This is a genomic window from Collimonas sp. OK412, assembly GCF_900112135.1.
GTDB lineage: Bacteria > Pseudomonadota > Gammaproteobacteria > Burkholderiales > Burkholderiaceae_D > Collimonas > Collimonas rhizosphaerae.
In genome coordinates this window covers 36,535-61,056 of record NZ_FOLC01000012.1, presented here as the reverse complement: position 1 = coordinate 61,056, position 24,522 = coordinate 36,535, and the positions used below count along the sequence as shown (strand labels likewise).

Annotated in this window: 28 protein-coding genes; 14 read left to right on the top strand and 14 right to left on the bottom strand. The window is 61.9% G+C overall.

The features are described from left to right. Positions 1-283 precede the first annotated feature (283 nt). Positions 284-1,270: an MBL fold metallo-hydrolase gene (locus BM062_RS14060; RefSeq protein ID WP_092397853.1), complete on the top strand. Its 987-nt coding sequence runs from the start codon at positions 284-286 to the stop codon at positions 1,268-1,270. A gap of 43 nt (positions 1,271-1,313) precedes the next feature. Here BM062_RS14060 and BM062_RS14055 read toward each other — a convergent pair whose 3' ends face one another. From BM062_RS14055 to BM062_RS14035, 5 genes are all read right to left on the bottom strand, one after another. Further along, on the bottom strand, positions 1,314-1,937 hold the full coding sequence (locus BM062_RS14055; protein ID WP_092397851.1) for a DJ-1/PfpI family protein: 624 nt from the start codon (positions 1,935-1,937) through the stop codon (positions 1,314-1,316). Between the two features lie 34 nt (positions 1,938-1,971). Then, positions 1,972-2,415 carry a cyanase gene (cynS, locus tag BM062_RS14050; protein WP_092397849.1) on the bottom strand — a complete coding sequence of 148 codons (444 nt, stop codon included), beginning with the start codon at positions 2,413-2,415 and terminating at the stop codon, positions 1,972-1,974. Positions 2,416-2,531: 116 nt separating this feature from the next. Further along, positions 2,532-3,512, bottom strand: a complete 981-nt coding sequence (locus BM062_RS14045; RefSeq protein WP_092397847.1) for an MBL fold metallo-hydrolase — start codon at positions 3,510-3,512, stop codon at positions 2,532-2,534. Positions 3,513-3,740: 228 nt separating this feature from the next. After that, positions 3,741-4,046, bottom strand: coding sequence for a hypothetical protein (locus BM062_RS14040; RefSeq protein WP_092397845.1), 306 nt, complete (start codon positions 4,044-4,046; stop codon positions 3,741-3,743). Between the two features lie 53 nt (positions 4,047-4,099). After that, entirely contained in the window at positions 4,100-4,849 is a 750-nt protein-coding gene (locus BM062_RS14035; protein WP_092397843.1) for an SDR family oxidoreductase, read from the bottom strand. Positions 4,850-5,039: 190 nt separating this feature from the next. Here BM062_RS14035 and BM062_RS14030 point away from each other — a divergent pair, with 190 nt between their 5' ends. The 9 genes from BM062_RS14030 to BM062_RS13990 all read left to right on the top strand — a co-directional run bounded on the left by BM062_RS14030 (position 5,040) and on the right by BM062_RS13990 (position 12,973). Continuing rightward, entirely contained in the window at positions 5,040-5,987 is a 948-nt protein-coding gene (locus BM062_RS14030; RefSeq protein ID WP_092397999.1) for an AraC family transcriptional regulator, read from the top strand. Between the two features lie 180 nt (positions 5,988-6,167). Next, positions 6,168-6,737, top strand: coding sequence for a TetR/AcrR family transcriptional regulator (locus BM062_RS14025; protein WP_092397841.1), 570 nt, complete (start codon positions 6,168-6,170; stop codon positions 6,735-6,737). A gap of 472 nt (positions 6,738-7,209) precedes the next feature. After that, complete coding sequence (locus tag BM062_RS14020) at positions 7,210-7,875, top strand: DUF3313 domain-containing protein (RefSeq protein ID WP_092397839.1); 666 nt, start codon at positions 7,210-7,212, stop codon at positions 7,873-7,875. Between the two features lie 27 nt (positions 7,876-7,902). Continuing rightward, positions 7,903-8,553, top strand: a complete 651-nt coding sequence (locus BM062_RS14015) for a paraquat-inducible protein A (RefSeq protein WP_092397837.1) — start codon at positions 7,903-7,905, stop codon at positions 8,551-8,553. Beyond that, on the top strand, positions 8,550-9,185 hold the full coding sequence (locus BM062_RS14010) for a paraquat-inducible protein A (protein WP_092397835.1): 636 nt from the start codon (positions 8,550-8,552) through the stop codon (positions 9,183-9,185). Before BM062_RS14015 ends, BM062_RS14010 begins: the two co-directional genes overlap by 4 nt. Beyond that, positions 9,178-10,815 (top strand): PqiB family protein, encoded by a 1,638-nt coding sequence (locus BM062_RS14005; RefSeq protein ID WP_092397833.1) that lies wholly within the window; start codon positions 9,178-9,180, stop codon positions 10,813-10,815. Before BM062_RS14010 ends, BM062_RS14005 begins: the two co-directional genes overlap by 8 nt. Beyond that, entirely contained in the window at positions 10,812-11,510 is a 699-nt protein-coding gene (locus BM062_RS14000) for a PqiC family protein (RefSeq protein ID WP_092397831.1), read from the top strand. Before BM062_RS14005 ends, BM062_RS14000 begins: the two co-directional genes overlap by 4 nt. A 93-nt stretch (positions 11,511-11,603) precedes the next feature. After that, positions 11,604-12,059 carry a hypothetical protein gene (locus tag BM062_RS13995; RefSeq protein ID WP_092397829.1) on the top strand — a complete coding sequence of 152 codons (456 nt, stop codon included), beginning with the start codon at positions 11,604-11,606 and terminating at the stop codon, positions 12,057-12,059. Continuing rightward, positions 12,056-12,973 carry a DUF2145 domain-containing protein gene (locus tag BM062_RS13990; protein ID WP_092397827.1) on the top strand — a complete coding sequence of 306 codons (918 nt, stop codon included), beginning with the start codon at positions 12,056-12,058 and terminating at the stop codon, positions 12,971-12,973. The genes BM062_RS13995 and BM062_RS13990 overlap by 4 nt, the downstream gene beginning before the upstream one ends. 28 nt (positions 12,974-13,001) lie before the next feature. On the opposite strand, the gene BM062_RS13985 is transcribed toward BM062_RS13990, so the two are convergent. Next, positions 13,002-13,394, bottom strand: a complete 393-nt coding sequence (locus BM062_RS13985; RefSeq protein WP_092397997.1) for a DoxX family protein — start codon at positions 13,392-13,394, stop codon at positions 13,002-13,004. Positions 13,395-13,488: 94 nt separating this feature from the next. Next, on the bottom strand, positions 13,489-13,788 hold the full coding sequence (locus tag BM062_RS13980) for a DUF4148 domain-containing protein (RefSeq protein WP_092397825.1): 300 nt from the start codon (positions 13,786-13,788) through the stop codon (positions 13,489-13,491). A 175-nt stretch (positions 13,789-13,963) separates the two neighbouring features. Here BM062_RS13980 and BM062_RS13975 point away from each other — a divergent pair, with 175 nt between their 5' ends. Together BM062_RS13975 and BM062_RS13970 are read left to right on the top strand one after the other, a co-directional pair. Then, positions 13,964-14,896, top strand: coding sequence for a LysR substrate-binding domain-containing protein (locus tag BM062_RS13975; protein WP_092397823.1), 933 nt, complete (start codon positions 13,964-13,966; stop codon positions 14,894-14,896). A 98-nt stretch (positions 14,897-14,994) separates the two neighbouring features. After that, entirely contained in the window at positions 14,995-15,849 is an 855-nt protein-coding gene (locus BM062_RS13970) for an NAD(P)-dependent oxidoreductase (RefSeq protein ID WP_092397821.1), read from the top strand. A 45-nt stretch (positions 15,850-15,894) separates the two neighbouring features. Here the strand turns inward: BM062_RS13970 and BM062_RS13965 are convergent, their stop codons facing one another. Next, on the bottom strand, positions 15,895-16,689 hold the full coding sequence (locus BM062_RS13965) for a transporter substrate-binding domain-containing protein (protein WP_092397819.1): 795 nt from the start codon (positions 16,687-16,689) through the stop codon (positions 15,895-15,897). A gap of 192 nt (positions 16,690-16,881) precedes the next feature. Here BM062_RS13965 and BM062_RS13960 point away from each other — a divergent pair, with 192 nt between their 5' ends. Further along, positions 16,882-17,685 carry a ParB N-terminal domain-containing protein gene (locus BM062_RS13960; RefSeq protein WP_092397817.1) on the top strand — a complete coding sequence of 268 codons (804 nt, stop codon included), beginning with the start codon at positions 16,882-16,884 and terminating at the stop codon, positions 17,683-17,685. A 105-nt stretch (positions 17,686-17,790) separates the two neighbouring features. Here the strand turns inward: BM062_RS13960 and BM062_RS13955 are convergent, their stop codons facing one another. From BM062_RS13955 to BM062_RS13930, 6 genes are all read right to left on the bottom strand, one after another. Further along, a complete protein-coding gene (locus BM062_RS13955) occupies positions 17,791-19,050 on the bottom strand; it encodes an MFS transporter (RefSeq protein WP_092397815.1) in 1,260 nt (419 codons plus the stop codon). After that, complete coding sequence (locus BM062_RS13950) at positions 19,047-19,346, bottom strand: 4Fe-4S binding protein (protein ID WP_371326590.1); 300 nt, start codon at positions 19,344-19,346, stop codon at positions 19,047-19,049. The genes BM062_RS13955 and BM062_RS13950 overlap by 4 nt, the downstream gene beginning before the upstream one ends. Then, positions 19,343-19,642, bottom strand: a complete 300-nt coding sequence (locus BM062_RS13945) for a hypothetical protein (protein ID WP_092397811.1) — start codon at positions 19,640-19,642, stop codon at positions 19,343-19,345. Before BM062_RS13945 ends, BM062_RS13950 begins: the two co-directional genes overlap by 4 nt. Before the next feature lie 383 nt (positions 19,643-20,025). After that, positions 20,026-20,616, bottom strand: coding sequence for an RNA polymerase sigma factor (locus tag BM062_RS13940; RefSeq protein ID WP_092397809.1), 591 nt, complete (start codon positions 20,614-20,616; stop codon positions 20,026-20,028). Between the two features lie 54 nt (positions 20,617-20,670). After that, positions 20,671-21,465: a type I methionyl aminopeptidase gene (gene map / locus BM062_RS13935; RefSeq protein WP_092397807.1), complete on the bottom strand. Its 795-nt coding sequence runs from the start codon at positions 21,463-21,465 to the stop codon at positions 20,671-20,673. Next, positions 21,462-21,725: a ParD-like family protein gene (locus BM062_RS13930; RefSeq protein ID WP_092397805.1), complete on the bottom strand. Its 264-nt coding sequence runs from the start codon at positions 21,723-21,725 to the stop codon at positions 21,462-21,464. Before BM062_RS13930 ends, map begins: the two co-directional genes overlap by 4 nt. 193 nt (positions 21,726-21,918) lie before the next feature. Here BM062_RS13930 and BM062_RS13925 point away from each other — a divergent pair, with 193 nt between their 5' ends. After that, entirely contained in the window at positions 21,919-24,468 is a 2,550-nt protein-coding gene (locus BM062_RS13925) for a S9 family peptidase (RefSeq protein WP_092397803.1), read from the top strand. Positions 24,469-24,522 lie beyond the last annotated feature (54 nt).

The window sequence follows — 24,522 nt, the reverse complement described above, 5'->3', positions numbered from 1 at the left end:
ATTCCTTCCCCGAACAGGTCTGGCGCCGCGGCGGCTGCCTCACTCTGCCGGCTGCGGCCGGCCATCGCGTTGCGGATCGCCTTCTACCTGAGGCGATCCGCGGCCGCTTTGCATAGTTGCTGGCAGGCTACGCCTTCACAAGAAAAATGCTAGGATTTTGTGTTGCAGCAAGCAGGGAAAGCCACATTGGGCGCAAGGTTGTTGCCCATCCTTGACCTGCAAGCGACAGGGCATTCCGTAGTTCGCAACCGACACAATCCAACCTTCACAAGAAAGCCAATCAATGGACCACACTTCATTCCCGTTGCGCCACCTGCTGTCCAGCACCGCACTCGCCGTCTCCCTGGCGCTGGGCGCCGGCGCCGTCCCTACCGCAGTGTTCGCTGCCGCGCCGCAGGTCAAGACCCAGGCCCCAGGTTTCTACCGCGTGATGCTCGGCGATTTCGAGGTCACCGCACTGAGCGACGGCACCGTCGACCTGCCGGTCGACAAGCTGCTGGACGAACCCGCCGCCAAGACCACGGCAGCGCTGCGCAAATCCTTCCTGGATGTGCCCGCCGAGACCTCGGTCAACGGTTTTCTCATCAACACCGGCACGAAACTGGTGCTGATCGATACCGGCGCCGGCACGCTGTTCGGCCCGACGCTGGGTAAGCTGACCGCAAGCCTGCAAGCGGCGGGCTACAAGCCTGAACAGGTTGATGACATCTTCCTCACGCACATGCATCCTGACCACCTCGGCGGCCTGGTCGCAAACGGTGCGCTGGCGTTCCCCAACGCCACTGTCCACGCCGACAAGCGCGATGCCGACTTCTGGCTGTCCAAGGCAAAACTGGAGCAAGCGAGCGCCGACTCGAAGGGCTCCTTCCAGGGCGCAGTGGCGTCGCTCAACCCGTACATCGCGGCAGGCAAATTCCAGCCGTTCGATGGCAGCGGCGAGATTGTGCCGGGCGTCAAGGCTTGGTCGAGCTACGGCCACACTGCGGGCCACACCAGCTATGTCGTCGAAAGCAAGGGCCAAAAACTGATCGTGACCGGCGACCTGATCCACGTTGGCGCCGTGCAGTTCGCGGACCCTGCGGTCACGATTGAATTCGACACGGACAAGAAAACCGCCGCCGTGGCGCGCGCCAAGGTCTTCACTGCAGCGGCAAAAGAAGGGGCGCTGATCGGCGCGGCCCACATCTCGTTTCCGGGCCTTGGGCATTTGCGCGCGGCCGGCAAGTCGTGGCAGTGGATCCCGGTCAACTACACGACCGAGCTGAAATAACGCCGCCGGAATGCATGCCAGGCGCCTGGCATGCATTCCGGGTTCAATCGCAGGGAACTGCCAGCTTCTGTTTCAGGTACGGCGCAATATTCCGCATCGCACGCGATACATACTCTTCTTTCTCTCCCACCGGGGCGACATAGTGCAGCGCACTTTCCGCCGCCTCGACACCTTCCAGCCGGGCAATTATCCAGGCGGCGAGATAAGGCGACGCCAGGCATCCGCCTGCGGTAGCGACGTTATCCCGCGCAAAGAACGGCTGGTTCAGCACCTCGACGCCGGCTTCCTGGACCCAGGGTCTGGTCGTCAGGTCGGTGCAGGCCGGGACACTATCCAGCAGACCGAGCTTGGCCAGCACCAGCGTGCCGGAGCATTGCGCCGCCAGCAATTGCCGCGACGGATCGAGCTGCAGCTGCGCCATCAACGCCGCGTCGGCGACGATTTCCCGTGTCAACATGCCGCTGCCGACGATGACCGCATCGGCAGTGCTTGCCTCGCCAAGGGAGACATGTGATTCGATGACCACGCCATTCATCGACTTGACGCGTGGCGTAGGACTGGCAATCGACACGCGCCAGTCCGGCTTCTTGATGCGATTGAGGACACCGAGTGCAATCAAGGAATCGAGTTCGTTGAAGCCTTCGAAGGTAAGGATAGCGATGTGCATGGCGTCGTCTTCCGCTGCAGATGAGGTTGAGAAATCAGTATTGTTTGTAAGGGAGGAATTTGCCACTCATGAGGATGCGCACGCGGTCGCCGTTAGGATCGTTCTCGCGCTGCAGGTCCATCTTGAAATCGATGGCGCTCATGATGCCGTCGCCAAATTCTTCGTGGATCAGCGCCTTGAATGTACTTCCGTACACATTGACCAGCTCGTAGAAACGATAGATCAGCGGATCGGTCGGGACTGACGTCGGCAACGAGCCTTTGTACGGCGTAACGGTCAGCCACTTGGCCTCTTCCGCGGTCAGGCTGAAAATTTCCGCGAGGACGCCCGCCTGTTCCGCGCTCAGCGTCATTTGCCCCAGGCACGCAGCGGTGACCCATTCCTTGCTAAGCCCGACCTTGGCCGCGACTTCCGACCACTTGATGCCCGAGGACACTTTGGCGGCAATGATTTTTTCGGTAACTTCGAGGCGGTCCATAAAAGCTCCTTCAAGGAATGCTGGGTCGGGATTGGGGTAGGGTTAAACATGCTGCCGTCTGCTTGCGTGAATCGGATTGCATTGAATCAGTCCATGATCAGTCCATGGCAGTGCGGCTAGCAGCCCGCAACACATTTCCCGTCCACGTTGAATTCCATGGTCTTGCCGCTGAGGGGAGCGTATACGGGGACTTTCACCGCGGTTTTAAATTCCAGGAATTTGCTGCCAGGCAGGAATTTCCCATCCTTGGTGGCCGCCTCATTCACGTGCGAAGCTATCACGGCATTGGGGCGCACCAGGTCGTTGATCACATACGCGGCTTCCTGCGGGCCGGTGGAAAAAATGCCGCCGATGTTCAGCACGGCCAGTTTGGGTTTATAGAAGCGTCGCACCACCAGGTCCTGGTCGGCAATGATGCCGGTGTCGCCAGACAGGTATACGGCCAGCCCATTGGAAAACGTCAGCACAAAACCGCCTGCGGGACCAACATAGGCCTTCACGCCGTTGGCCACAAGACCTTCGGCAAGCGCGCCGCTCAGGAATTTTTCGTCCAGCCCGTTTGAATGCGCCGCCGGGACGCTGGCAATGCTGACGCCGCCGATTTTGCGCTGGCCTCCGAAGCGGACCAGCAGCACCTGGTCGGCGCTACCGCCGGCAGCCGTGATCCTGCGCGAGAAAAAATCCCCCATTTCGCCGCCAACGAACAATTTGGCTTTCTTCGCCAGGACCACCTCTTCGGTCACCGAAGACGGCGCGCTCTTTACCGAAAAATCCGGGGCGGCGCAGGTGCCGGCATTTGCCTCGGCCTGGTGCATGTCGCCCAGGTGATCGCTGTGTACATGGCTCAGCAATACACCATCGATTTTACCCAGCCGCGGATCGCTGCCGCCGCGCACCGTACGGCCGGCGTCATACAGAATCCGTGTTCCATCCGGGTCCTCGAAGATCAGCGCACGGTCCTGCGCGCAGAATTCGCCGTCGTGGCTGCCTAAAGGAGTGACTTTGACTGTGGCGGCGCCGGCGGCGGTCGCCGTCGGCATGGCGCTGACGCAAAAAATAGAAAACAATAAACTCGCGATTACGGTCGTGTTTTTCATGAGGAGTTTCTCAGATATCAGGGATAGGAATCTTGTTCTGCGATCCGGGGAATTGGTCCGTGCCTGCTGTTGCCGCGCCGTCAAACCCAGGTTTGCGCTTGAGCCAGACTCATCATAACCAGAAACCATGCCCAATGCTAAATCATCATGCTGTCGCGCAGCTTACGCTCGAAGATGCGGTATTGCGGAACTCGGCTATTAATTACAGACGCCTGCCGCCGAGGGCTTCTACACGCACACTTGGTGCCGCACCTGCGCGATGCGCCAGACGACGGACCGCTGGTTGATGGCCGCATGCACTGGCGAGTCCGCCGTCTCGCCCATGATGCGAGACGCGGCATCCTCGCCTTCGGCCGTGGAACTCCAGACCAGCATGTCCACGATAGAACCGTCTTCCAATTCCGCGATGTGGCGGGACTGAAAGCCGGCCTGGCGCTTCAGCCATGCATCGATGTCGGCATTGGCGGCGATGAAATCGTTCACGCCAAGTCCTTTGACAAGCTTGAAAGTCGTGATCTCGAGGGCCGTAGACATCTTGTAACTCCTGTGTGGCTGATTTGCGGGGCGCAGCTCTTCGTCAAACGTGTTCATCGCTGCGCTGTAGGGCGGATGATCAATTCACTCACGTCGACATCGGCCGGCTGGCTGATGGCGAAACCGATCGCCTGCGCGATGGCTTCAGGTGAAATCGCCAGGCCCATCATTTCGCGGACCGCCGCCTGCACCTGTGGGTTGGCAATGCCGTCGACCAGTTCGCTGCGCGTAAGGCCGGGACTGACCACGGTCACGCGGATGTCGGTGTTTTCCTGGCGCAGCCCCTCGGAAATTGCCCGCACTGCAAACTTGGTCGCGCAATAGACCGCAGCGGTGGGATCGACCCGATAGGCTGAGGTGGAAGCGATATTGACGATATGTCCAGCTTTCTGTTCTCTCATGACCGGCAGCACTGCCGCGATGCCGTGCAGGACGCCGCGCAGATTGACGTCGATCATCCGGTCCCACTCGTTGACCCGCAGTTCGTCGAGCATGGACAGAGGCATGATGCCCGCATTGTTGACCAGCACGTCAATCCTGCCGTAGCGCTTGGCGGCAGTGTTCGCGAAGGCGCGTACGCTGTCGAGGCTGGTCACGTCCAGTTCCCGGAAACTTGCCTCGCCACCAGCGTCCAGGATTTCCTTGGCGATGACGGCGATACGGTCGACGCGACGGGCGCCAAGCAGCACCTGGTGGCCGCTGGCAGCTAGATGACGGGCTGTAGCCTCGCCGATGCCGCTGCTTGCGCCAGTGACGAGTATCACTTTTCTTGGGACGGCGTTCGGGATGGGATTGGTTGCCATGGTCGGCTCCTCTTCGATGGATTGGATAAATCGGATGACTGCATGGTGTCATCGACTGGACCACGCGCGTTATCCGGATTCTCCATAAATCGTCTACGATCCTGCAAATGATTGAACCTGCCTGATGCGCCAACTGGAATATCAGGTAAGCTGGATACCGCTGCAATCCTTAGAAATCAAAGTGTTTCCCATGAAAACAAGCTTAGGCCCTTATCGGGAAATGGCATCCATCATTGCCCGTTTCGCCAACACCGATGGCGAGCTTGAGACCGCCATCGACGGTTTTTTCATCGGCCGCCGTTCTTCCCCATCCCAGGCGCTCAACACCACGCAGTGGCCGTGCTTCGCGCTGGTCGTCCAAGGGGCGAAACGCCTGACGCTAGGAACCGAGGTGTTTGAATACGGCGTCGGAGATTGCCTGGTGGTGTCGCTGGACCTTCCGGTCGCCTCGCTCATTACGCAAGCGAGCATGGAAGTTCCGCACCTAGGTGTGGCCATGGCGATCAATGGCGAGCGGCTCAAACACCTGATCGGCAGGATAGGCATGCCGGCGGGAGCGGGCGCCGCCGACGCAATACGCGGTATAGCCGTCAACCCCGCCGCGCCGGAATTGCTGGATGCGACGCTGAGAATGCTGAAATTGCTCGACCGCCCAGGCGACATACCGGCAATGGCGCCGTTGATCGAAGAGGAAATCCTGTACCGCCTGCTGACCTCGCCTTACGGCCCGCGGCTGCTGCGGATCGCCCAGGCCGAGAGTCCCGGCAACAGGATTTTCAAGGCCACCGCCTGGCTGCGCCAGAATTTCGCAAGCCCGCTGCGCGTGGAAGACCTGGCCCGCCATGTCGGCATGAGCGTGTCCTCGCTCCACCACCATTTCAGTGCCGTGACGGCGATGACGCCGATGCAGTACCAGAAGAAGCTGCGGCTGTACGAGGCGCGCCGCCTGATGCTGGTCGAACGGCTGGATGTCGGCTCAACCGGATATCGCGTCGGCTACCAGAGCCCATCGCAATTCAGCCGGGAGTACAGCCGGCTGTTCGGACGTTCGCCGCTGCGCGACGTGGAAAGCATGCGCGAATCCTTCGTCGTCGATTTGTCCCGCCGGGACGTGGATTCGATTGCACCGCAACCCTAGCCTGGTTAAGGGTTGGTTTCCTGAAGCGATGACGTCGATTGCGGGCGCTTGCCGGGTCCCGGTGCAGAGGGCCGGGCCCATCGGACAACCGGAAAAACAGACCGCGGAGATTGTTTTTATCGGCATTCCGAGCTATCGTCACGGGTTTGACGGTTACCCATCCCGCAGCGGAGACAGAGAATGGACAACACCACGCGATCGGAACGATCACGCAACGCCATCATCCAGGCAGCCCTCGCCATCATCGCGCGCGACGGTCCGCGCCGGCTGACGCTGGACGCGATTGCGCGCGAAAGCGGCATCAGCAAGGGCGGGCTGATGCATCAGTTCCGCTCGAAGGAGGCGGTGTTGAAGGCGTTGCTGGAATACCAGGCTGAATATTTCGAGAAATTTTCCCAGGGCTACATGGCGCAGGCCAGCGCGACGTCGCCCGAACCCCTTCTGGCGACACAGATCGCGGTAGCCCGTGAAGCCGTCACTACGCAGCAGTCGGTCGCCTTTGCCATCCTCGGCGCCATCAGCGAAGAGCCCGGGCTGCTGTCTGCCTTTAAAGAGATCGACGCCAAGAAGATCGCGTCGATCAAGGCCGAGGCAGCCGATCCTGAGCTGGCGATGCTGCGCTGGTATGCGGCCAAAGGTTTGCTCCTGAATGCCCTGTTCGGGTTATGTCCGTTATCGGATGAAGAACGCCAGCGCATGTTTGAGCGCCTGCTCGACAGCAAGCAATGGCTGGTTCCCGGCAAAGCCTAGGACCAACGCCTGGCTTGCGCGCCTTCTCATAGGAAGACGCGCCATCAATGATGCGCCCTGGCCGACTCCTGCCAGGGCTCGGTTGCCGACGCCGCCCCGGTCGCCGTCGCACGGCGTATGTTGCAATATAGACATTCCATACCAAAAGGGCCTGGCCCCGTCCCTCCCCCGAAAGCCCGGTACGACGCCTCTTCCTGCGTGGCAAAGGCATCAGAGAGGGTTTTATATTTTCTTTTCAAAAACCGACCAGGCGGTTTGCAAATGCGGGATTCGGTGCTATATTCGCTTCCTGAGTTAGCGCGAAAGGGCGGCAGGAAGGCTGATTTATGCATCAGTTGAACGCTGCATTTCACTCCGTCCAATAGCGCCAGGCAGCGATCGCCATCACGGTCATGCCCGACTCATCCACCACGCCGTACCAGGGGATGACCGTCATTCCTTGGAAAAACCTGAAGACTGAAGAGGAATTGAAATGCACATATCCATCAAGACCGGCCGGCTGGCCATGATCGCAGCGTTCTGCCTGGCGCTGGCGGCATGCGGGACCACGCAGCCGGTGGCGTACTCGGGAATCTCGTCGTCGCCAAAACTGACGCCTAACCAGAAAGACGATACCGGACGTGTCCCGTACAGTTATTCGGCTCCCGTGGAATGGCAGAAATACAACGCGCTCATCATCGATCCGGTCGCAATCTACAGCGGGCCGGATCATCAGTTTGGAGATTTGTCCGAGGCTGACAAGCAGGAACTCGCCCGCTACATGGATACCACTTTCAGAAAAACATTAAGCCAGCGATTCCAGGTAACCGCCAATCCCGGATCGAATACTCTCAAGCTCAGGCTGACCTTGGCCGGCGTGGGTACAAACACTGCAGTGGCATCGACGGTGACCCGCTTTGACCTGGCTGGAATGCCTTACAACGTTGTCCAATCGATCCGTGGGAAAGAAGGGATGTTCATGGGCTCAGTCAGCTATTCAGTCGAAATCTATGACGCGGCAAGCAACCAGCTCCTGAAGGCGTTCGTGACAAAGCAGTATCCCAATGCAATGAATATCGTGGCGACCTTCGGTTCGCTCCATGCCGCCAAAACCGGCATCGAAAAAGGCGCAGATGCGCTGGTCGCTTCCCTGAAATAAGCGGCTGAATCCGTAGATGAACGCGCCATGACCGACCATGACATTACGCGTAATGCGCCGGCTTCAGGTACCGACAGCCAGCACCTGGTCGCCTGCGAGCACTGCGACGCCGTCTACCAGCGCGCCGGCCTTGCCGAAGGCGAACGCGCGCAGTGCCGGCGCTGCGGCGGCACGCTGTACCGCGAGAGCACGCGCGCCTATCAACGGCTGCTGCCGTTGGTGGTGACCGCGCTGATCCTGTTTGTGGTGTCCAACATCTTTCCGATTGTCGAGATGGACCTCAAGGGCATCCGCACCCAAACCACCTTATGGGGCGCGGTGCAGGCGCTGTATGCCGACCGCGACATGGCGCTGGTGGCCCTGCTGGTGTTTGCCGCCACCATCCTGCTGCCGCTGGCAGAGATGCTGATGATGCTCCACCTGCTGGCGCCGATGGCGCGGCGCCGTTTGCCGGCAGGTTTCGAGTACGTCGTGCGCTACATCCGCCGCACGCGGCCATGGGGCATGATCGAGGTCTACCTGCTCGGCGTGGTGGTAACGCTGGTCAAGCTCTCCAGCGTTGCCGATATCCTGCCTGGCCCGGCGCTCTGGTCATTCAGTGCGCTGGTCATCGTGCTGGCGGTCATGCTGTCGTTCGATCCGCGCGACCTGTGGCAGTACAGGGAGCCGCCGCGATGAGCATGCCGCCGACCGCGGCGCCGACCACCGCGTCGATGGGACTGGCGTCCTGCCACGCCTGCAACCTGCTCATCCCACGTGCGCCCGAAGGCCGGCCCTGCCCGCGCTGCGGCGCCGCCGTGCACCGCCGCAAGCCAGACTCGCTGGCGCGCACCTGGTCTTTCCTGATCGCCGCCGCGATCCTCTACATCCCCGCCAACCTTTTGCCGATGATAATCACGCAATCCGTTTTCGAGACCTCGCGCGACACCATCCTCTCCGGCATCGCCTATTTGTGGATTGCGGATGCGAAAGCATTGGCCATCCTGGTGCTGGCCGCCAGCGTGGCGGTGCCGCTGCTAAAGATGATGGCGTTGACGCTGCTGCTGCTTTCGGTGCATTTCCGCTGCAGCTGGCGCATCCGGCAGCAGACCCAGCTGTACCGCCTGCTGGAGACAGTCGGCCGCTGGTCGATGCTCGACGTCTTCGTCGTCGCCATGCTGGCCTCGCTGGTGCGCGCCGGCAAGCTGGCCACCATCGTCCCGGGTCCCGGGGCCTTGGCTTTCGCCGCTGTCGTGGTACTCACCATGCTCGCTTCGCTGAGCTTCGATCCCCGCCTGCTGTGGGATGCGCTGGATGCACGCAATGACTGAATCCGATTCCAATCCGCCGATGCCGCCCGCGCCGCCGCGTCCCGAATTGCGCCGGCGCGCACGCTGGCTGCCTTCGCTGGTATGGCTGATCCCGATCGTCGCCGCCATCATCGGATTGTCGCTCCTGATCCACACCCTGTCCGAGCGCGGCCCCGAAATCACGGTGACTTTCCGCACCGCGGACGGACTCGCGCCCGGCAAGACGCCGGTACGCTACAAGGCAGTCGATATCGGCGTGGTCAAGTCGCTGCGCCTGGCGCGCGATCGTTCCCACGTGATCGCCACCATCGCCCTGAGCAACGACGCCAACAGCTTCCTGGCCAAGGACACCCGTTTCTGGGTAGTGCGCCCGCGCTTTGCCGTCTCCGGCATTTCGGGCCTGGAGACGCTCTTGTCCGGCGCTTATATCGGCGTGGACGCCGGCAAGTCGGACGTACGCAGCGATAGTTTCGCCGGACTGGAAGTGCCGCCGGCGGTATCCACGGACGCCTCCGGCAAACAATTCGTCTTGCGCGCCGCCGACCTCGGTTCGCTCGACATCGGTTCCCCTGTCTATTACCGGCGCGTGCGGGTAGGCCAGGTGGTGGCTTACCAGCTCGAACCCAACGGCCAGGATCTCTCGCTGCGCGTGTTCGTCGACAAGCCTTACGACCAGCTGGTCACCGCCAACACCCGTTTCTGGCATGCCAGCGGCATCGACATCAAGCTCGACGCCGGCGGCCTCAAGGTGAATACGCAGGCGCTCGCCACCATGCTGCTTGGCGGCGTGGCGTTCCAGGATCCCGACAATGCCAAGGCCGCTGCCGCAGCCGGCGAGGATACGCGGTTCATCCTGGCCAGCGACCAGGCGGAAGCCATGAAACCCCTCGATGAACTGAAGCCGGCGCTTGCCGTCCTCAATTTCGACCAGTCTGTACGTGGCTTGTCGCCAGGGGCAGCGCTGGACTTTCGCGGCATCGTGGTGGGCCAGGTGCGCTCGATCGGAATCGAATACCAGCGCGACAAAAAAACCTTCCGCTTCCCCGTGATTGTGGAACTGTATCCGTCCCGCATGGGCTTCAGCCCGCGCGACCTGGATGACAAGCAGAAAACCAACGATATCGCCGAAACCATGAACCGGCGCGGCCTGCGTGCGCAGCTGCGCAACGGCAACCTGCTCACCGGCCAGCTCTACGTGGCGTTCGACTTTTTCCCCAAGGCGGCGCCCGCCAAGGTCAGCGTCGACGGCCCCATGCCGGAACTGGCCACCACGCCCGGCACGCTGGACGAGTTGCAAGCCAAGCTAGGCTCCATCGTCAACAAGATCGACAACGTCCCGTTCGAACAGATCGGCCGCGACCTGCGTACTTCGATGGCGGCGCTGGACAAGATGCTGGACAACGCCGACAAGCTGATGGCCCAGGTTGACGGCAACCTCGTACCGCAATTCGCCGCCGCATTGCAAGACGCACGCCAGACCCTGCAGGCGGCCAACCAGACGCTAGCCCCGAATGCCCCCTTGCAGCAGGACACGCGCCGCATGATGCAGGAACTGACGCGCAGCGCCGCCTCCCTGCGCAGCCTGACTGATTACCTGGAACGTCATCCCGAAGCGCTGCTGCGCGGGAAAGCGGATACGGAGAAGCCATGATCCCATCCGCCAATCTCGCCGTGCTCTGTGCGGAACTGCTGCTCGCCGCCGCCGTGCTGGCCGGCTGCGCCTCGCCCGAACCGCGTTATTACACGCTGGCAGGCTCCGGCTCGGCCAGCGATGCAGCCGCAGGCTCCTCCAGCGCCCGTGACAAAGAACCGCTAATGATTGAGGTACCTCCCGTCCGTGTCCCCGAGCGGCTCAACCGGGCCAACCTGCTGCTCGGCGATGGCAAGGGCGCGCTCAAGATGATGGAACAGGACCGCTGGTCGGCGCCGCTTCCCGACGAGCTGCGCGACGCGCTGTCGCAGCGGCTGCAAGCCAGCCTGGGCGCTATCGACACCTATTACCACCGCGACGCATCCGGCGTGGCGCCCCTGTATCGCGTTACGGTCGAAGTGGTGCGCATGGATGCCGAACCCGGAAGAAGCGCCGGCGCCACCATCAACTGGGCGGTGCAGCGCTTCCCGGACAGCAAGGTGACGGCGGGCCGCACGCAAGCAGAGTTGCCGGCGCCGGGCGGAGTGGATAGCGTAGTGGCCGCTTACCAGCGCATTGTCGCCGGCACCGCCGCCGATATCGCAACGGCAATTCGGTCGCTGCAGCAAATATCGCCGGCGCCCGCGGCGACCGGGCATTCCCTGGCGCGCTACAGCCAATATCACATCGCTCCCGAGAAGCAGGAAATCCCCTGATGCGGAAACGAGTACCGAATTGATTGTTAATTGATTGTTTACAGGGCGCAGCTGCGCCACACACCAACCCATCCAACTGCCAAGGAGCATCCAATGCACTTCCCCGCCGCCATCCGTCTCGCCTGCCTCGTCGCAGCCGCCGGTTTCACGCTGCACGCGCATGCAGAAAGTTTTACCTCGTCAGCCGTCAGCACCGGTTCGGCCTCCAGCGGCAGCGTGTCCGCTTCGCTGCACGGCTCAAGCGACAGCTCGACCGGCGGCGACAAGACCGCCGACGGCAACTATCGCATCATCGATGTCGCCAGGGCGCCCGGCCGCGCCGGCGTCGCGCGCGTCACGATGCAAATCGACGATTCGCAACAGCGCATCGTGCTCGACCTGCCGCAGGCGATTGCCGAGAAGCAGAATCTCGGCCGGGGCGATCTTGTGCACGCACAGCATCGCGTGTACGGCTTCGAGTTCGCGCGCGGCGATACGCGGGAGGCGTTCTACCTGGTGCTCGCCGACGCGTGGTACAACGAGCTTGCGGCGCGGCCGGTGACTCTTTGAAGATCTGGCGCGTCTTCGCTCTTGCCGCTGCAATTGCCGCGGGCGCGGCGCAAGCGCAACCCGGTTCGCCCGGCTACTCGACATCTTCAGCCTTCTGCGATCGCGCGCAGCAGCTTACCGCCGGCCAGCAAGACCGGCTGCTGCGCTTTGCCGCCGTGGTCCGCGACGAACTCGACGCCATGGGCGGCGACACTGCGCTGGTCAGCCGCTCGGGACTCGATCTCTCGCGTTTTCACATCCGTTACTCGCATGCCGCAGTCGCCTGGCGCAGCGACACCGGCGCCTGGTCGGCACGCCAGCTCTACTACGCCTGCGACGAAGAGCGGCCGCGGATCTATGACCAAGGCCTCGCCGGTTTTGTGATCGGCGCCGACGATCCCTCCTCCGGCTACATCTCGATCGTGCGGCTGCCGGCCGATGCAGCCCAATCGCTGCGGCGCGCATCGCTCGACGCGCCGCGCGTGCGGCACCTGCTGGCCGCCAGCTACAGCGCCAACGCCTACCCGTTCAGCACGCTCCACCAGAATTGCAACCAGTGGGTGATGGAAATGCTGGCGGCAGCCTGGGGCGGCCTGGCAGATGGCGACGACTTGCGCGGGCGCGCGCAGCATTGGCTGCAACAGGCGAACTACGCGCCCGAGCCGGTGGATGTCGGCTCGCATGCATTGATGTTCGCGGCGACATTTGTGCCGTTGCTGCATCTCGACGACCATCCCGAGGATGACCTCTTCGCAATGAAGCTGAAGGTCAGCCTGCCGTCGACGGTAGAAACCTTTGTCCGGGAGCGCCTACCCGGCAGCGACCGCATCGAGATATGCCATGACGGCCGGCAGATCGTGGTGCACCGCGGCTGGACGCCGGTCGCCGACGGCTGCCGGCCGGGCGAGGGCGATCGCGTCTTTCCGCTCGACTGAAAGCCGGCGGAAGATCCGTGCGGCTATCTCATTTTTCTTCAGGCGAACCGCCGCCATCCGATGCCGCCAGCATCAGCAAGGCGCCGATAATCGCAACATTTTTCAGGAAATGGTTAAGCTGGTTCTGCATGGCGGCAGGTTCTGCCTGCCAGAAGCGATGTGCGGTCAAGGTCGCAATCACCGTGAACAAAGCCACTATCACGGCGACCGGACGGACCCGCCAGCCGGCCAGGATCGCCAGGCCTCCGCCGAATTCAACGAGGATCGCGGCCAGCACGGAAAAAGTGGCGAACGGCACGCCGATGCGGTCCATATATCCGACCACGCCGGAAAAGGCAGTGATCTTGAGCAGGCCGGAAACGACGAACAGCGACGCCAGAAGGGCACGGCCGCTGCGGTACAGCACAGGTGAAGTTTGCATGGTTTTTTTATTCAATGGTTCAGTGCCGTGGCGACACGCGCAGCGCATCGCCACGTTTCCCTGATTTGCAAGGTTCGTCAACGCGCTTGCCGGCTTAGTAGCCGGCATTGTCACGCAACTCATCCGGCTCACGATTTGCAACCGGCGTATCGCGCTTCAGCTCCGCATTGACTTCAGCGCGGGTCTTGGCCGACGCCACAGGCTGCAGCACCGGGTAGGCGGAGGCGGCATAGTTCAGGCTGCCCTGGTCGCTTGCCCGCTGCAATTCGGCCACGACCTCTGCCCGCGTCTTGGTCGAAACAAAAGGCGCTTCTGGCGGATAGCTTGCTTCAGCAAGGACGGAGCCGGTGGCGGCGACGAGGGTGGTGGCAATCACGATTTTCAGGATGTTCATTTTGTGCTTTCAGTAAAAATATAAGCCGGGATGGCGACGGTGTCGGCATTCTGTGAAACTTGTTTTCCAGCATGTCTTGCCGTGTGATTGATACTATGCGCAACGACAATCCAGATAAATTAGCTAAAATGCGATCTTCCGTTCTGTATATGGGACGATAAAGCCGGAACTTTCGATGAAAAAACTGAATATCGACCTCAACGACCTGTATTTTTTTGTCCAGGTTGTCGACCGCGGCGGCTTCACCGCAGCGGCAGACGCCCTGGACATCCCGAAATCCAGGCTGAGCCGGCGTACCGCGGAACTGGAGAAAGTATTGGGAGTCCGCTTGCTGCATCGGACCTCGCGCCGCATCGCGCTTACCGAGGTCGGCTCCCAGTTCTACCAGCATTGCGTGGCGATGATCATCGAGGCCCACGCCGCCGAAGACGTCGTGCAGCGCACCCTGGTCGAGCCGGTGGGAGCGATACGCTTCAGCGCTCCGGAAGGAATGATCGATATGATCCTGAGCGACCTGTTGCCGCGCTTCATGGCCATGTATCCCAAAGTCCAGGTCATGACGCAGATTACCAATCGCAACGTCGACCTGGTCGAAGAGAGGATGGATGTCGCCTTGCGCATCAATTCGCAGGCGCTGGAGAACTCCAGCCTGGTCCAGGCCAACTTGTGCTCGACCCCGTGGGGGCTGTATGCGAGCCCGTCTTTCATGGAACGCGCCGGAGAGCTGCAAAACCCCGCCGACCTGGCCGCGCTGGACGCGCTTGTTTTCGGCATGGACGACGAAGCGCCGGCATGGCGGTTGCTGAACCAGGCAGGCGAAGAGCAGGTGGTTGCATTAAAGCCGCGCATGAGAAGCGACAACATCCGGCTTCTTAAAAAGGCAGCGCTGGCGCACATGGGCGTGATCGCTTTACCGCGCCACGTATGCTCGGAAGACCTGGCGCAGAAATCCCTGCAACGCGTGCTGCCCGATTGGCGTCCGCCCTCGGGGCAGGTGCGGCTGTTATTCCCGACCCGGCGCGGCCTGGTCCCGGCTGTGCGGGCTTATATAGAATTCCTGAAAGCCGAACTGCCTGCCAGGATTGCACTGCTGTCTGGAGAAAATTGACGATTTGCGCACAATGCGGCGGCGCCGCTCGGACAAATTTTTCCGGTGTTATATTTTGCCATTCTGTTGTTCAGATTTAATTTCAAAAGGATACAGTCATGGCAAACATTGCTTTTCTCGGTACCGGGTTGCTTGGCGGCGCATTCGCTGAGGCCGCCGCAAAACGCGGCGATTCGGTAACCGCATGGAATCGTTCCATCGACAAGGTGCACGCCCTTGCCCAGTTCGGCGTGAAGGCTGCTGCAACGCCCGCCGAAGCGGTCCGAGGCGCTGCACGGGTGCATATCGTGGTGAAAGACGACGCGGTGGTCGAAGAGCTTATCGCGGCGGCGCGCGCTGGCCTATCGCCCGACGCAATCCTGATCGACCACACCACGACCTTGCCGGCGCTTACCGCCAAACGGGCTGAACGGCTGCATGCGGCCGGCGTGAAATACCTGCACTGTCCCGTCTTCATGGGACCGCCGGCCGCTCGCAATGCCCAGGGAACGATGATGGTCGCGGGCCCGAAGGCGCTGTTCGAATCCGTGCAGGCCGATCTCGCCAAGATGACAGGACGTCTCGAATACCTGGGCGAACGCAGCGACCTTGCCGCAGCAAACAAATTGTTTGGAAACGCCGTGATCATCGGCCTCTCCGCGGTGGTGGCCGACATCCTCACCCTGGCGCAAGCGAGCGGCGTGGATGGCGAGGACGCCATCAAGCTGCTGGGGCTGCTTGATTTGAACGGGATGGTGACCGGCCGCGGCCTGAACATGGCAAAGGGCAATTTCACCCCGAGCTTTGAACTGGCGATGGCGCGCAAGGATGTGCGGCTGATGCTGGAAACGACCGGCAACCGGCCGATGGCAGCCCTGCCAGCGGTCGCAGCCAGGATGGACCAGCTCATCGCCGCGGGACACGGCGCCGCCGATGCCAGCGTGCTTGGCATCGACGCGGTGCAGCGGCCTTAAACGGCCAATCCTGGCCGCCAAGCCTCAGCGGCCGTTGCCGGCAGTTCAGTCAAACTGGACTGCCAGTTTCCCTGGCAACGGCACGTTCAGCCATTTTTGCACGATCGCGTTCAACTCATGGTTCTTCTTGGCCTGGGTCAGCGCGGCATTCACTTTCGCCATCAGCGCCGGCTCCTCTTTGAGCAGGCCGACGTAGCAGGCCGATTCCTGGATGATGTATTTCATTTGCGGCTTGTTGCTGGCGGCTTTTTCCGCCAGCGCAACAGCGACGAAATCGCCGGTGCCGACCAGCTGCACCTGGCCCGACAGGTAGGCCGAGATCATGCCGTTGTTGTCCTCGTAGCGTTTGATCACTGCGCTGGGCGGCGCGGTTTCTGTCAGCTGGCTGTCCTGGAACGTCCCGCGTGCGACGCCGATGGTTTTTCCGGCGAGGTCGGCAGCGCCCGCAACTTTCAAGCTGGCGGGGCCGAAGACACTGTTGTTGTAGGGTGAATATGGTTGCGAAAAGGCGATGACCTTTTCGCGTTCGGCATTCTTGCCCAATGTCGAAATCGCCAGGTCAGCCTTGCGCGTCTGCAGATAGGCGATGCGGTTGGCGCTGGTGACCGGCACCAGCTCAAGTTTCAGCCCCATGTTCCTGGCGACCAGCGTTGCGACATCGATATCCAGTCCCTGCAGTTTCATGTCCGAGGTGACGGATCCGAACGGCGCAAAATCCTGCGGCACGGCGATGCGCAGGACGCCGCGCTTCTGGATATCGGCCAGGGCATCGGCCCGCGCATCTTGCACTGCCATGATGCACAGTCCGAGGGACAACAGCAGGAGTTTTGCGAATCTCATCAGGGCACCCTTACGAAGACGTTTATCTAAGCGCCATCCCGATGCTTGATGCATCGGAATTGGCGGACATGCACATTTTTTAGGCAATAAACATGCCATGCGCGAGGTAAAATCGGATCCAGACTATCCCGCCGCACGGAATAGAACAACAGGCCGCCATTGCCACGCTAACATTTTATTCCTTCTGAAGCCATGACCATCACTATCAACGAAGACCTCCGCGCTTATATCGATCCGTTGACCGAAGACGAATTCGCCGCGCTGGAACGCAGCCTGCTGGCGGAAGGCTGCCGCGATGCGCTGGTGCTGTGGGGCGACCTGCTGGTGGACGGGCACAACCGCTACAGCATCTGCCAGAAGCATCGGATTCCATTCAACACCATGCAAAACCATACGTTCCAATCCGTCGAAGACGTGCACCTGTGGATGATCGACAATCATCTGGGACGGCGCAGCGTATCGGATTTCCAGCGCGGCGTGCTCGCATTGCGCAAGAAAGAGATCGTGGCGGCGCGCCAGGAACAGGCCCGGCAATCGGCTGCGCAGCCCACCGGGACCGAGACCCCTGCCCAGTCCGACGGCGACCCGCCATGGACCCGGGAAGCCGTTGCGCGCACCGCGCGGGTAAGCAGCGCGACCTTGGGGCAGATCGAAAGAATCCAGAAGACGGCAGCGCCTGAGCTGGTGGGCGCCGTGAAGTCGGGCCTGATTTCCATCAACGCCGCGGCGGCCGTAGCCTCCTTGCCCAGCGAGGAGCAGGTAGCGGCGGTTGCCGGAGGAAAAAAGGAATTGCGCCAGGCAGCAAGGCAGGTGCGCGAAGCCCGGCTGCCGCCGAAGCCCGAACAGGATCCGCCGCCGTATGACGCCACGCCCGAACAAATCGAAATTCACCGCCTGCTGCAGCAGGTGGTTGAACTCACCCAGGAGCGCGACCAGCTGAAAAAGAAAGTGCAGCACCTGACCATTGCGCTGGCGGAAGCGCGCAGCGGACAATAGATCGCCAGGCATGCGGCCGGATTCAGGTGGCCGCGCCAGGAATTGGCTGGAGAAAAGACAGGCGCATCAAGACATCACGCCGTTTGAGAATCAAGCGATTGCGCTTTAAACGGCGGTTGCGGGTTGCGTCGTCGGCCCGCTGCGCTGCAGGCGCCAGAGCAGCATTAGCGCCACCAGCGAGGTGCCGACGACGACATAACCCACATCGTCGAAATGCTGCAGTTTTCCATCCGCCCCGAGCGTGACGATATGGCCGGCGACGACCGAGGCGACACCGCCTGACAGCTGCTGGATCGAAGCGCTGATGGCGTTGAAGGAGCCGCGCTGGGTGCTGACCGGTACCGACGACACCAGCGCCTGGAACGGAATCATGCGCGAGAATATCCCGACGAACATGAACGCATTGACGACGATCAGCAGGGGCAGCGAGGTCGGCCCGAGGTGGGTATAGATGAGCACCATGGTGATCGACAGCACCGTGCCGAGTATGAACACGCGGAATTTGCCGAATGCATCGGCGGCCTTGCCGATCATGGGGCCAAAGAAGATGGTGCACAGCCCCGTGACCAGGTAGACCGTCGGCAGGCTGTGCAGGTCGATACCGAGGTTGCTCACCGCATAGGCGCTGCTGAAGGGCATCAGCATGAAGCCGCCGGTGGTCAGCAACGCCGTCGTCGCGAAAGCCATCAGGTAGCGCGGCTCGGTGACCGTGTGGAACAGGTGCATCCACGGGCTGTGTTCCTGGGGTATGGCAAGGTGGGCGGTGACAGGCTGCATGCGCCAGGTCACGAACAGGCCGCCGAACACGCCCAGGACCGCCATCGCCAGGAACGGCACATGCCAGTCCCAGCGGTTGGACAGGTACAGCCCGACCGGAATGCCCAGCACCTGGCTGGCGGCGAATGCGGTCTGGATCAGGCCCATCACGCGGCCGCGCATCTGCAGCGGGAACAGGTCGGTCGATATGGCCAGCACCACCGAACCGATGACGCCGCCGAACAGGCCCGTGACGATACGCGCCAGCAGCAGGCTCTCGAAGCTTTGCGCCAGACCGCACCATAATGTGCCGATGATGAAGCCGGCATAAAAGAACAGCAGGATCTTCTTGCGGTCGAAACGGTCGGCGAAACCGGCTGTCAGCAATCCTGACAGGCCGGCGCTGAACGCGTACGCGGAGACCACCAGCCCGAACTGTTTCGGACCGATGGCGAGCGCGGGCATGATCACGGCGCCCAGCGGCGACATGAGCATGAAATCGAGGATGACGGCAAACTGCAGGAACGCCAGCATGCCGACCACAAACTTCTGGTAACGGGAGAACTGCGATGGCGAGGTTGTGGCAGGTGGATTCGTAGGTTCGGTCATATGCGGCTAAGGGTAATGGCATGTTCAGGACACGCGCTGACGCACAGACCACATGCCCGGCACGCATCGGCGTTTGGCGTATAGGCGACCTGCATGCCGTGCACGCGCAATTTGAATTTCTGTAATGTACCAAGGTTTTGATAATCGCTGTCGTCGATGCGCCGGACCTGGAACACGTTCTCCGGGCATACCTCCACGCAGTCGCCCTTGCCTTCGCAGCGCTTCAGGTTGACCACCGGGACGATCGCTCCCGGTTCCTGTTTGCAGCCGGCGGTCGAGGTATCAGCCACGCTTATTCCTCGTTTTTCTTGCAAGGGGCTGAACGGCCTTTGCGGAACTGCTCGCGCTCTTCCGCCGTCATTGCTTGCCATTTTTGCCATTGCCGGCGGCCGTGCCATCCGCCGTGCCCGCGGAATCCGCCGAACAGGATCCGGCTCAGGACCAGCAGGCCGAGCGCATGCCAGTAATCGATCTGGAGGATGCCGGCGAACAGGCCAGGCATCACCAGGTTCCACAGCACCATGACAGCGCCGCCAAGCACGGCGGCAACCACCAGCACCATCAGCAATTTCCAAAAAAATCTCGCTTTCATCTTCCTGCTCCTTTGCGTGTCAATTCACGTGCCAATCCATAGGCACAATTCATATGTCGACTTATTGAGAGTTTCATAAAACATGACAAAGCCCTTGCCCGGTTTTCCATGCGATCAACAACCGCAGCTAACTGGGGTCAGAGTGAACTTTCTGCGCGCTTTTTGCAGAAACTTCACTCTGACCCCACTTAGCGGGCCACGGAGTAGCTGCCTCATCGCTGAAAAAAAACAAAACCGCACTGTGCGCTCTGCCTTTCTCCGAATCCGTCATCTGGGGTCAGAGTCAAGTTTCGCGATGAAGCACTGCGAAAGTTGACTCTGACCCCAGATAACTCTGACCCCAGAAGATTCCTGCCGTGGCGCTGTCACGAATTGTGAAACTCTCAATAGATGCCGAATTCGTCGTATGCCGCCTGCAGCCGGGCGCGCAGGTACAAGACCGCGTAGCGCTTGCGCGCCAGCAGGGTATTCACGGCAACGCCGCTTTGCGACGCCATTTCCTTGAAACTGAGCCCTTCCAGTTCGTGTCCGACGAACACATCGCGCTGGCTGGCCGGCAGTTCGTCGAGGGCTTGCTGCAGCTCTCTCAGCAAGACCGACCTGGCGTGTACCGCTTCCGGTCCGTCGGGCGCCGGCAGCGCCAGGTCGAGCCGGTACTCGCTGTCTTCGCCGTCAGGATCGCCGCTCATTTCACCGATCTCGTTTACCGACTGCTCTTTCTTCTTGCGGAAACGGTCAATGATGCGGTTGCGCGCGACACGGAACAGCCAGGCGCTCGCTTGTTCGATCGGCGCGGGAAGACGGTAGGCCTGGACGAATTCCTGGAACACATCCTGCAGGATATCGTCCGCTTCGTCCGGATCGCGCACCCGGCGCAGGATGAAATTCCCGAGCCTGGCGCGCTCACGCAAGACAGTCGCAGTGATGTCTCGGTCTTGGTCGTTCATCGGCTGCGGGCTGTTCGGCGGGCTCATACCAATGAAGACGTTTCACAATAAGGAATATTGTGGCTGGGTGAAAAAAATTTCTCAGGCGATCGCGGCATAGGAGCCGGTGCCGTCCGGCCAGGGCGTCAGCAGCTCAAAGCCGTCGGCCGTCACCGCGACCATGTGCTCCCATTGCGCCGACAGCGAATGATCCCGGGTGACCACGGTCCAGCCGTCGGCCAGTTCTTTGGTTTCGCGCTTGCCGGCATTGAGCATCGGCTCGATGGTAAACACCATGCCGGGCTCCAGGCGCAGCCCTTCGCCGCGGTTACCGTAGTGCAGCACCTGCAGGTCTTCGTGGTAGACCTGGCCGATGCCGTGCCCGCAGTATTCGCGCACGACGCTGAAACGCTCGCGCTGGGCCACGGCCTGGATGGCATGGCCGACATCGCCCAGCGTGGCGCCGGGCCGTACCTGCAGGATGCCGGCCCGCATCGCTTCGTAGGTCGTATCCACCAGCCTGCGCGCCAGCGGGCTGGGCTCGCCGACAAAATACATGCGGCTGGTGTCGCCGAACCAGCCGTCGGCGATGACGGCGACATCGATATTGATGATGTCGCCCTTCTTCAAGATCTTCTGCGGCGACGGGATGCCATGGCAAACCACGTGGTTGACCGAGACGCATATCGTCTTCGGGAAGCCGTGGTAGCCGATGTTGGCCGGTATCGCTTGCTGCACGTGGACGATATGGTCATGGCACAGGCGGTCCAGTTCCTCGGTGCTGACGCCGGGTTTCACATGCTCCGCGATCATCCGCAGCACATCGGCGGCCAGGCCGCCGGCGATGCGCGCCTTAGCGATGCCGGCCGCCGACTTGATCCAGTCCGGCCGGCTCATCGCACGGCCTTCCGCGCCGCCTTCGCCGCGGCAGGCGCAGCCGCCGTTTCCTGCGTAAAAAACGCCAGGCTTTCGTCGCCCGCCTGCCTGGCGCGCATCAGCAGCTGGCAGATTTCGCCGTGGCACAGCTCCGGATGCAGCTCGGACAGCATGCCGATGCGCATCCAGTGTTCAGCCTGGGCATTGATGGATCGGCTCAGCGCATCGCTTGCGGTGCGGAGGTTGTCATGCATTAGATCGGAGATTTTGACGATGCCCATGGCGTTGTTCCAGTTATACGATTCATATACGTTTCGTATATTATCATAAACGGCGCTTACCCGAGCCGTGCGAGTTTTTTTAAAAAAATCCGAAAAAAAATGACCCTTTTTCCAGAGTCAAATGGCAATATCAGCAAGGCCAGCCACAAGCTGGCAAAACCCTTGTTGCAGACGAATCGAACTGAGGACATTAATGGCAATAAAATCCACCTTGACCTGTCTCTGGGTCTCACTGCTTGCGGCCGGCGTCACGACGGCGCCGCATGCCGCAACCGCAGCGTCGCCGGCCGCGGCTCCGGCATCCGCCTCCGGCTACAACCAGCCGCCCAAGGAAATCCTGGACGTCATGCGCGCGCCGTCGCCGCCGTTGCCGGTGCTGAGCCCGACGCGCGACCGGATGCTGCTGGTGTCCTGGCAGGAATACCCTTCGATTTCGCGCGTGGCTGCGCCCTTCCTGCGCCTGGCCGGGGTGCGCGTCGAACCGGGCAATCACAGCAAGCACGACACCCCTGGCGGCTACGGCATCACTCCCTGCGCCAGGAGCTTTGACCTGGTGCATATCGCCGATGGCGCCCAGGCTCCTGTCGCGCTGCCGGCAGGCGCCTGCCCGGGACGGCCGCTGTGGAGCGCCGACGGCAAGCGCTTTGCGTTTGAAAATATCGCCAAGGACTCGGTTGAGCTCTGGATCGGCGACGCCAGCAGCGGCGTTGTACGCCGCGTCCCGGGCGCGCGCCTGAACCCGATGCTGGAAGACCAGCTGCAATGGATGCCCGACCAGAAGACGCTGCTGGTCAAGCTGGTTCCCCAGCGCATGGGTCCGCCGCCGCCTGAACCGGCCGTGCCGAATGGCCCGAGCATCCAGGAATCGGATGGCGGCAAAGGACAGAGCAGCACCTACGAAAACCGCGACACGCTCAACAACAGGCACGACGAAGACCTGTTCGACTACTACGCAGCTTCGCAGCTGGCGCTGGTCGACGCCGCCAGCGCGACGGTCACGCCGGTCGGGACGCCGGGCCGCTACGAATCGCTGGGACCGGCGCCGGATGGCCGGCACCTGCTGGTGACCTCGATCCGCAAACCCTATTCCTACGTAACTACCTTCGACCGCTTTCCGCAAGAAGTGGAAGTCTGGGATCTCGCCAAACGCCAGAACATGACAGTGCACCATATCGCCTCGCTGCCGCTGGCGGACCGGGTCCCGATCGGCGGCGTCGCACTCGGCCCGCGCGACTTCACCTGGCGCGCTACCGAGCCGGCGACGCTGGTCTGGGCTGAAGCGCTGGACGGCGGCGACTGGAAAACCAAGGTGCCGGCGCGCGACAAGCTGATGCTGCAGAAGGCGCCGTTCAGCTCGGCGGCGGTGGAAATCACGCGCACCGAACAGCGTTACATGGGCATCGCCTGGACCGAGCAGCCCAGCCTCGCATTGATGCACGAATACGATCGCACCCGCCATTGGCGGCGCAGTTTCCTGGTCAATGTCGACGATCCGCAGCAGCAGCCGCGCTTGCTGTGGGACCTGTCGACCGACGAGAAATATGCCAATCCAGGCACGCCGGTGAAACGCCAGCTGCCGAACGGCGCCTGGGTGCTGCGCCAGGATGGCGATGCGATCTTCCTCAGCGGCGCCGGCGCCTCGCCTGGCGGCGACCGCCCGTTCCTGGACAAGCTCGACCTGAAGACGCTGAAACCGGAACGCCTGTTCCGCAGCGACAAAACGTCCTACGAGCAGTTCCTCGGTTTTGCCGGACCGGATGCGCGCACCTTCCTGACCTGGCGCCAATCGGTGACCGAAGCGCCGAACGCCTTTGTCCGCACCCTCGGCGCACCGCTTGACGCCGCCGCCGGCGAAGCCGCCTTCGCTTCGACCAGTACAGCTGTCACCCAGATCGCGGATCCGACGCCGGTGGTGCGCCAGATCAAGAAGCGCCTGGTGAAATACAAACGCGCCGACGGCCTCGATCTGTCGTTTACCCTGTACACCCCGCCCGGCTACCAGGAAGGCACACGCGTGCCGACTATCCTGTATGCCTACCCGCTCGATTACGCCGACGCCTCGCAGGCCGGCCAGACCACCGGCTCGCAAGAGACCTTCACGCGGCTGCGCAAGTACCAGCTGTTGCTGCTGGCCGGGTACGCCATCATCGATAACGCCGCCTTCCCTATCGTCGGCGATCCGAAAAAAGCCTACGACACCTACATGGAGCAGCTGGTCGCCGACGCCACGGCCGCGGTGGGCGAAGCGGTCCGGCTGGGCGTGGCCGACCCCGACCGCATCGGCGTCACCGGCCACAGCCACGGTGCGCTGATGACCGCCAACCTGCTGGCGCACTCCGACCTGTTCCGGGCCGGCGTCGCCACCAGCGGCTCCTACAACAAGACGCTCACGCCGTTCGGATTCCAGAACGAGCAGCGTTCAGTGTGGGAAGCGCAGGATGTCTACCTGAAGGTATCGCCGTTCTTCTTCGCCGACAAGATGAAGACGCCGATCCTGATCGTGCATGGCGCGGACGACGCCAATCCGGGCACCACGCCGCTGCAGGCCAGCAAGCTCTACGAAGCGATCCGCGGCAACGGCGGCGTCACGCGGCTGGTGATGCTGCCGCATGAACCGCACTGGTACGCGGCGATGGAATCGAACGAACAGCTGGTCTATGAAATGCTGCGCTGGTTCGACCGTTATGTGAAGAACGCGCCGCTGCGGACGCCGGCTGCAGAAACTCCGGCGACGGCAAAGTAGCGATAGCGGCAAGGACGTATTTCATGAACGCCAACCTTCAGCGGTTGGCGTTTT

What these genes read in the sequence shown, in the direction of transcription:
- BM062_RS14035 (WP_092397843.1), bottom strand. Translation starts at nt 4,849, where the DNA reads ATGGCAACCAATCCCATCCCGAACGCCGTCCCAAGAAAAGTGATACTC.
- BM062_RS13975 (WP_092397823.1), top strand. Translation starts at nt 13,964, where the DNA reads ATGAAAAAACTGAATATCGACCTCAACGACCTGTATTTTTTTGTCCAG.
- BM062_RS13995 (WP_092397829.1), top strand. Translation starts at nt 11,604, where the DNA reads ATGCACTTCCCCGCCGCCATCCGTCTCGCCTGCCTCGTCGCAGCCGCC.
- BM062_RS14020 (WP_092397839.1), top strand. Translation starts at nt 7,210, where the DNA reads ATGCACATATCCATCAAGACCGGCCGGCTGGCCATGATCGCAGCGTTC.
- BM062_RS13970 (WP_092397821.1), top strand. Translation starts at nt 14,995, where the DNA reads ATGGCAAACATTGCTTTTCTCGGTACCGGGTTGCTTGGCGGCGCATTC.
- BM062_RS13925 (WP_092397803.1), top strand. Translation starts at nt 21,919, where the DNA reads ATGGCAATAAAATCCACCTTGACCTGTCTCTGGGTCTCACTGCTTGCG.
- BM062_RS14060 (WP_092397853.1), top strand. Translation starts at nt 284, where the DNA reads ATGGACCACACTTCATTCCCGTTGCGCCACCTGCTGTCCAGCACCGCA.
- BM062_RS14040 (WP_092397845.1), bottom strand. Translation starts at nt 4,046, where the DNA reads ATGTCTACGGCCCTCGAGATCACGACTTTCAAGCTTGTCAAAGGACTT.
- BM062_RS13980 (WP_092397825.1), bottom strand. Translation starts at nt 13,788, where the DNA reads ATGAACATCCTGAAAATCGTGATTGCCACCACCCTCGTCGCCGCCACC.
- BM062_RS13960 (WP_092397817.1), top strand. Translation starts at nt 16,882, where the DNA reads ATGACCATCACTATCAACGAAGACCTCCGCGCTTATATCGATCCGTTG.
- BM062_RS13940 (WP_092397809.1), bottom strand. Translation starts at nt 20,616, where the DNA reads ATGAGCCCGCCGAACAGCCCGCAGCCGATGAACGACCAAGACCGAGAC.
- BM062_RS13985 (WP_092397997.1), bottom strand. Translation starts at nt 13,394, where the DNA reads ATGCAAACTTCACCTGTGCTGTACCGCAGCGGCCGTGCCCTTCTGGCG.
- BM062_RS14030 (WP_092397999.1), top strand. Translation starts at nt 5,040, where the DNA reads ATGAAAACAAGCTTAGGCCCTTATCGGGAAATGGCATCCATCATTGCC.
- cynS (WP_092397849.1), bottom strand. Translation starts at nt 2,415, where the DNA reads ATGGACCGCCTCGAAGTTACCGAAAAAATCATTGCCGCCAAAGTGTCC.
- BM062_RS14015 (WP_092397837.1), top strand. Translation starts at nt 7,903, where the DNA reads ATGACCGACCATGACATTACGCGTAATGCGCCGGCTTCAGGTACCGAC.
- BM062_RS13965 (WP_092397819.1), bottom strand. Translation starts at nt 16,689, where the DNA reads ATGAGATTCGCAAAACTCCTGCTGTTGTCCCTCGGACTGTGCATCATG.
- BM062_RS14025 (WP_092397841.1), top strand. Translation starts at nt 6,168, where the DNA reads ATGGACAACACCACGCGATCGGAACGATCACGCAACGCCATCATCCAG.
- BM062_RS13955 (WP_092397815.1), bottom strand. Translation starts at nt 19,050, where the DNA reads ATGACCGAACCTACGAATCCACCTGCCACAACCTCGCCATCGCAGTTC.
- BM062_RS14010 (WP_092397835.1), top strand. Translation starts at nt 8,550, where the DNA reads ATGAGCATGCCGCCGACCGCGGCGCCGACCACCGCGTCGATGGGACTG.
- BM062_RS14045 (WP_092397847.1), bottom strand. Translation starts at nt 3,512, where the DNA reads ATGAAAAACACGACCGTAATCGCGAGTTTATTGTTTTCTATTTTTTGC.
- BM062_RS13930 (WP_092397805.1), bottom strand. Translation starts at nt 21,725, where the DNA reads ATGGGCATCGTCAAAATCTCCGATCTAATGCATGACAACCTCCGCACC.
- BM062_RS13945 (WP_092397811.1), bottom strand. Translation starts at nt 19,642, where the DNA reads ATGAAAGCGAGATTTTTTTGGAAATTGCTGATGGTGCTGGTGGTTGCC.
- BM062_RS14000 (WP_092397831.1), top strand. Translation starts at nt 10,812, where the DNA reads ATGATCCCATCCGCCAATCTCGCCGTGCTCTGTGCGGAACTGCTGCTC.
- BM062_RS14055 (WP_092397851.1), bottom strand. Translation starts at nt 1,937, where the DNA reads ATGCACATCGCTATCCTTACCTTCGAAGGCTTCAACGAACTCGATTCC.
- BM062_RS14005 (WP_092397833.1), top strand. Translation starts at nt 9,178, where the DNA reads ATGACTGAATCCGATTCCAATCCGCCGATGCCGCCCGCGCCGCCGCGT.
- map (WP_092397807.1), bottom strand. Translation starts at nt 21,465, where the DNA reads ATGAGCCGGCCGGACTGGATCAAGTCGGCGGCCGGCATCGCTAAGGCG.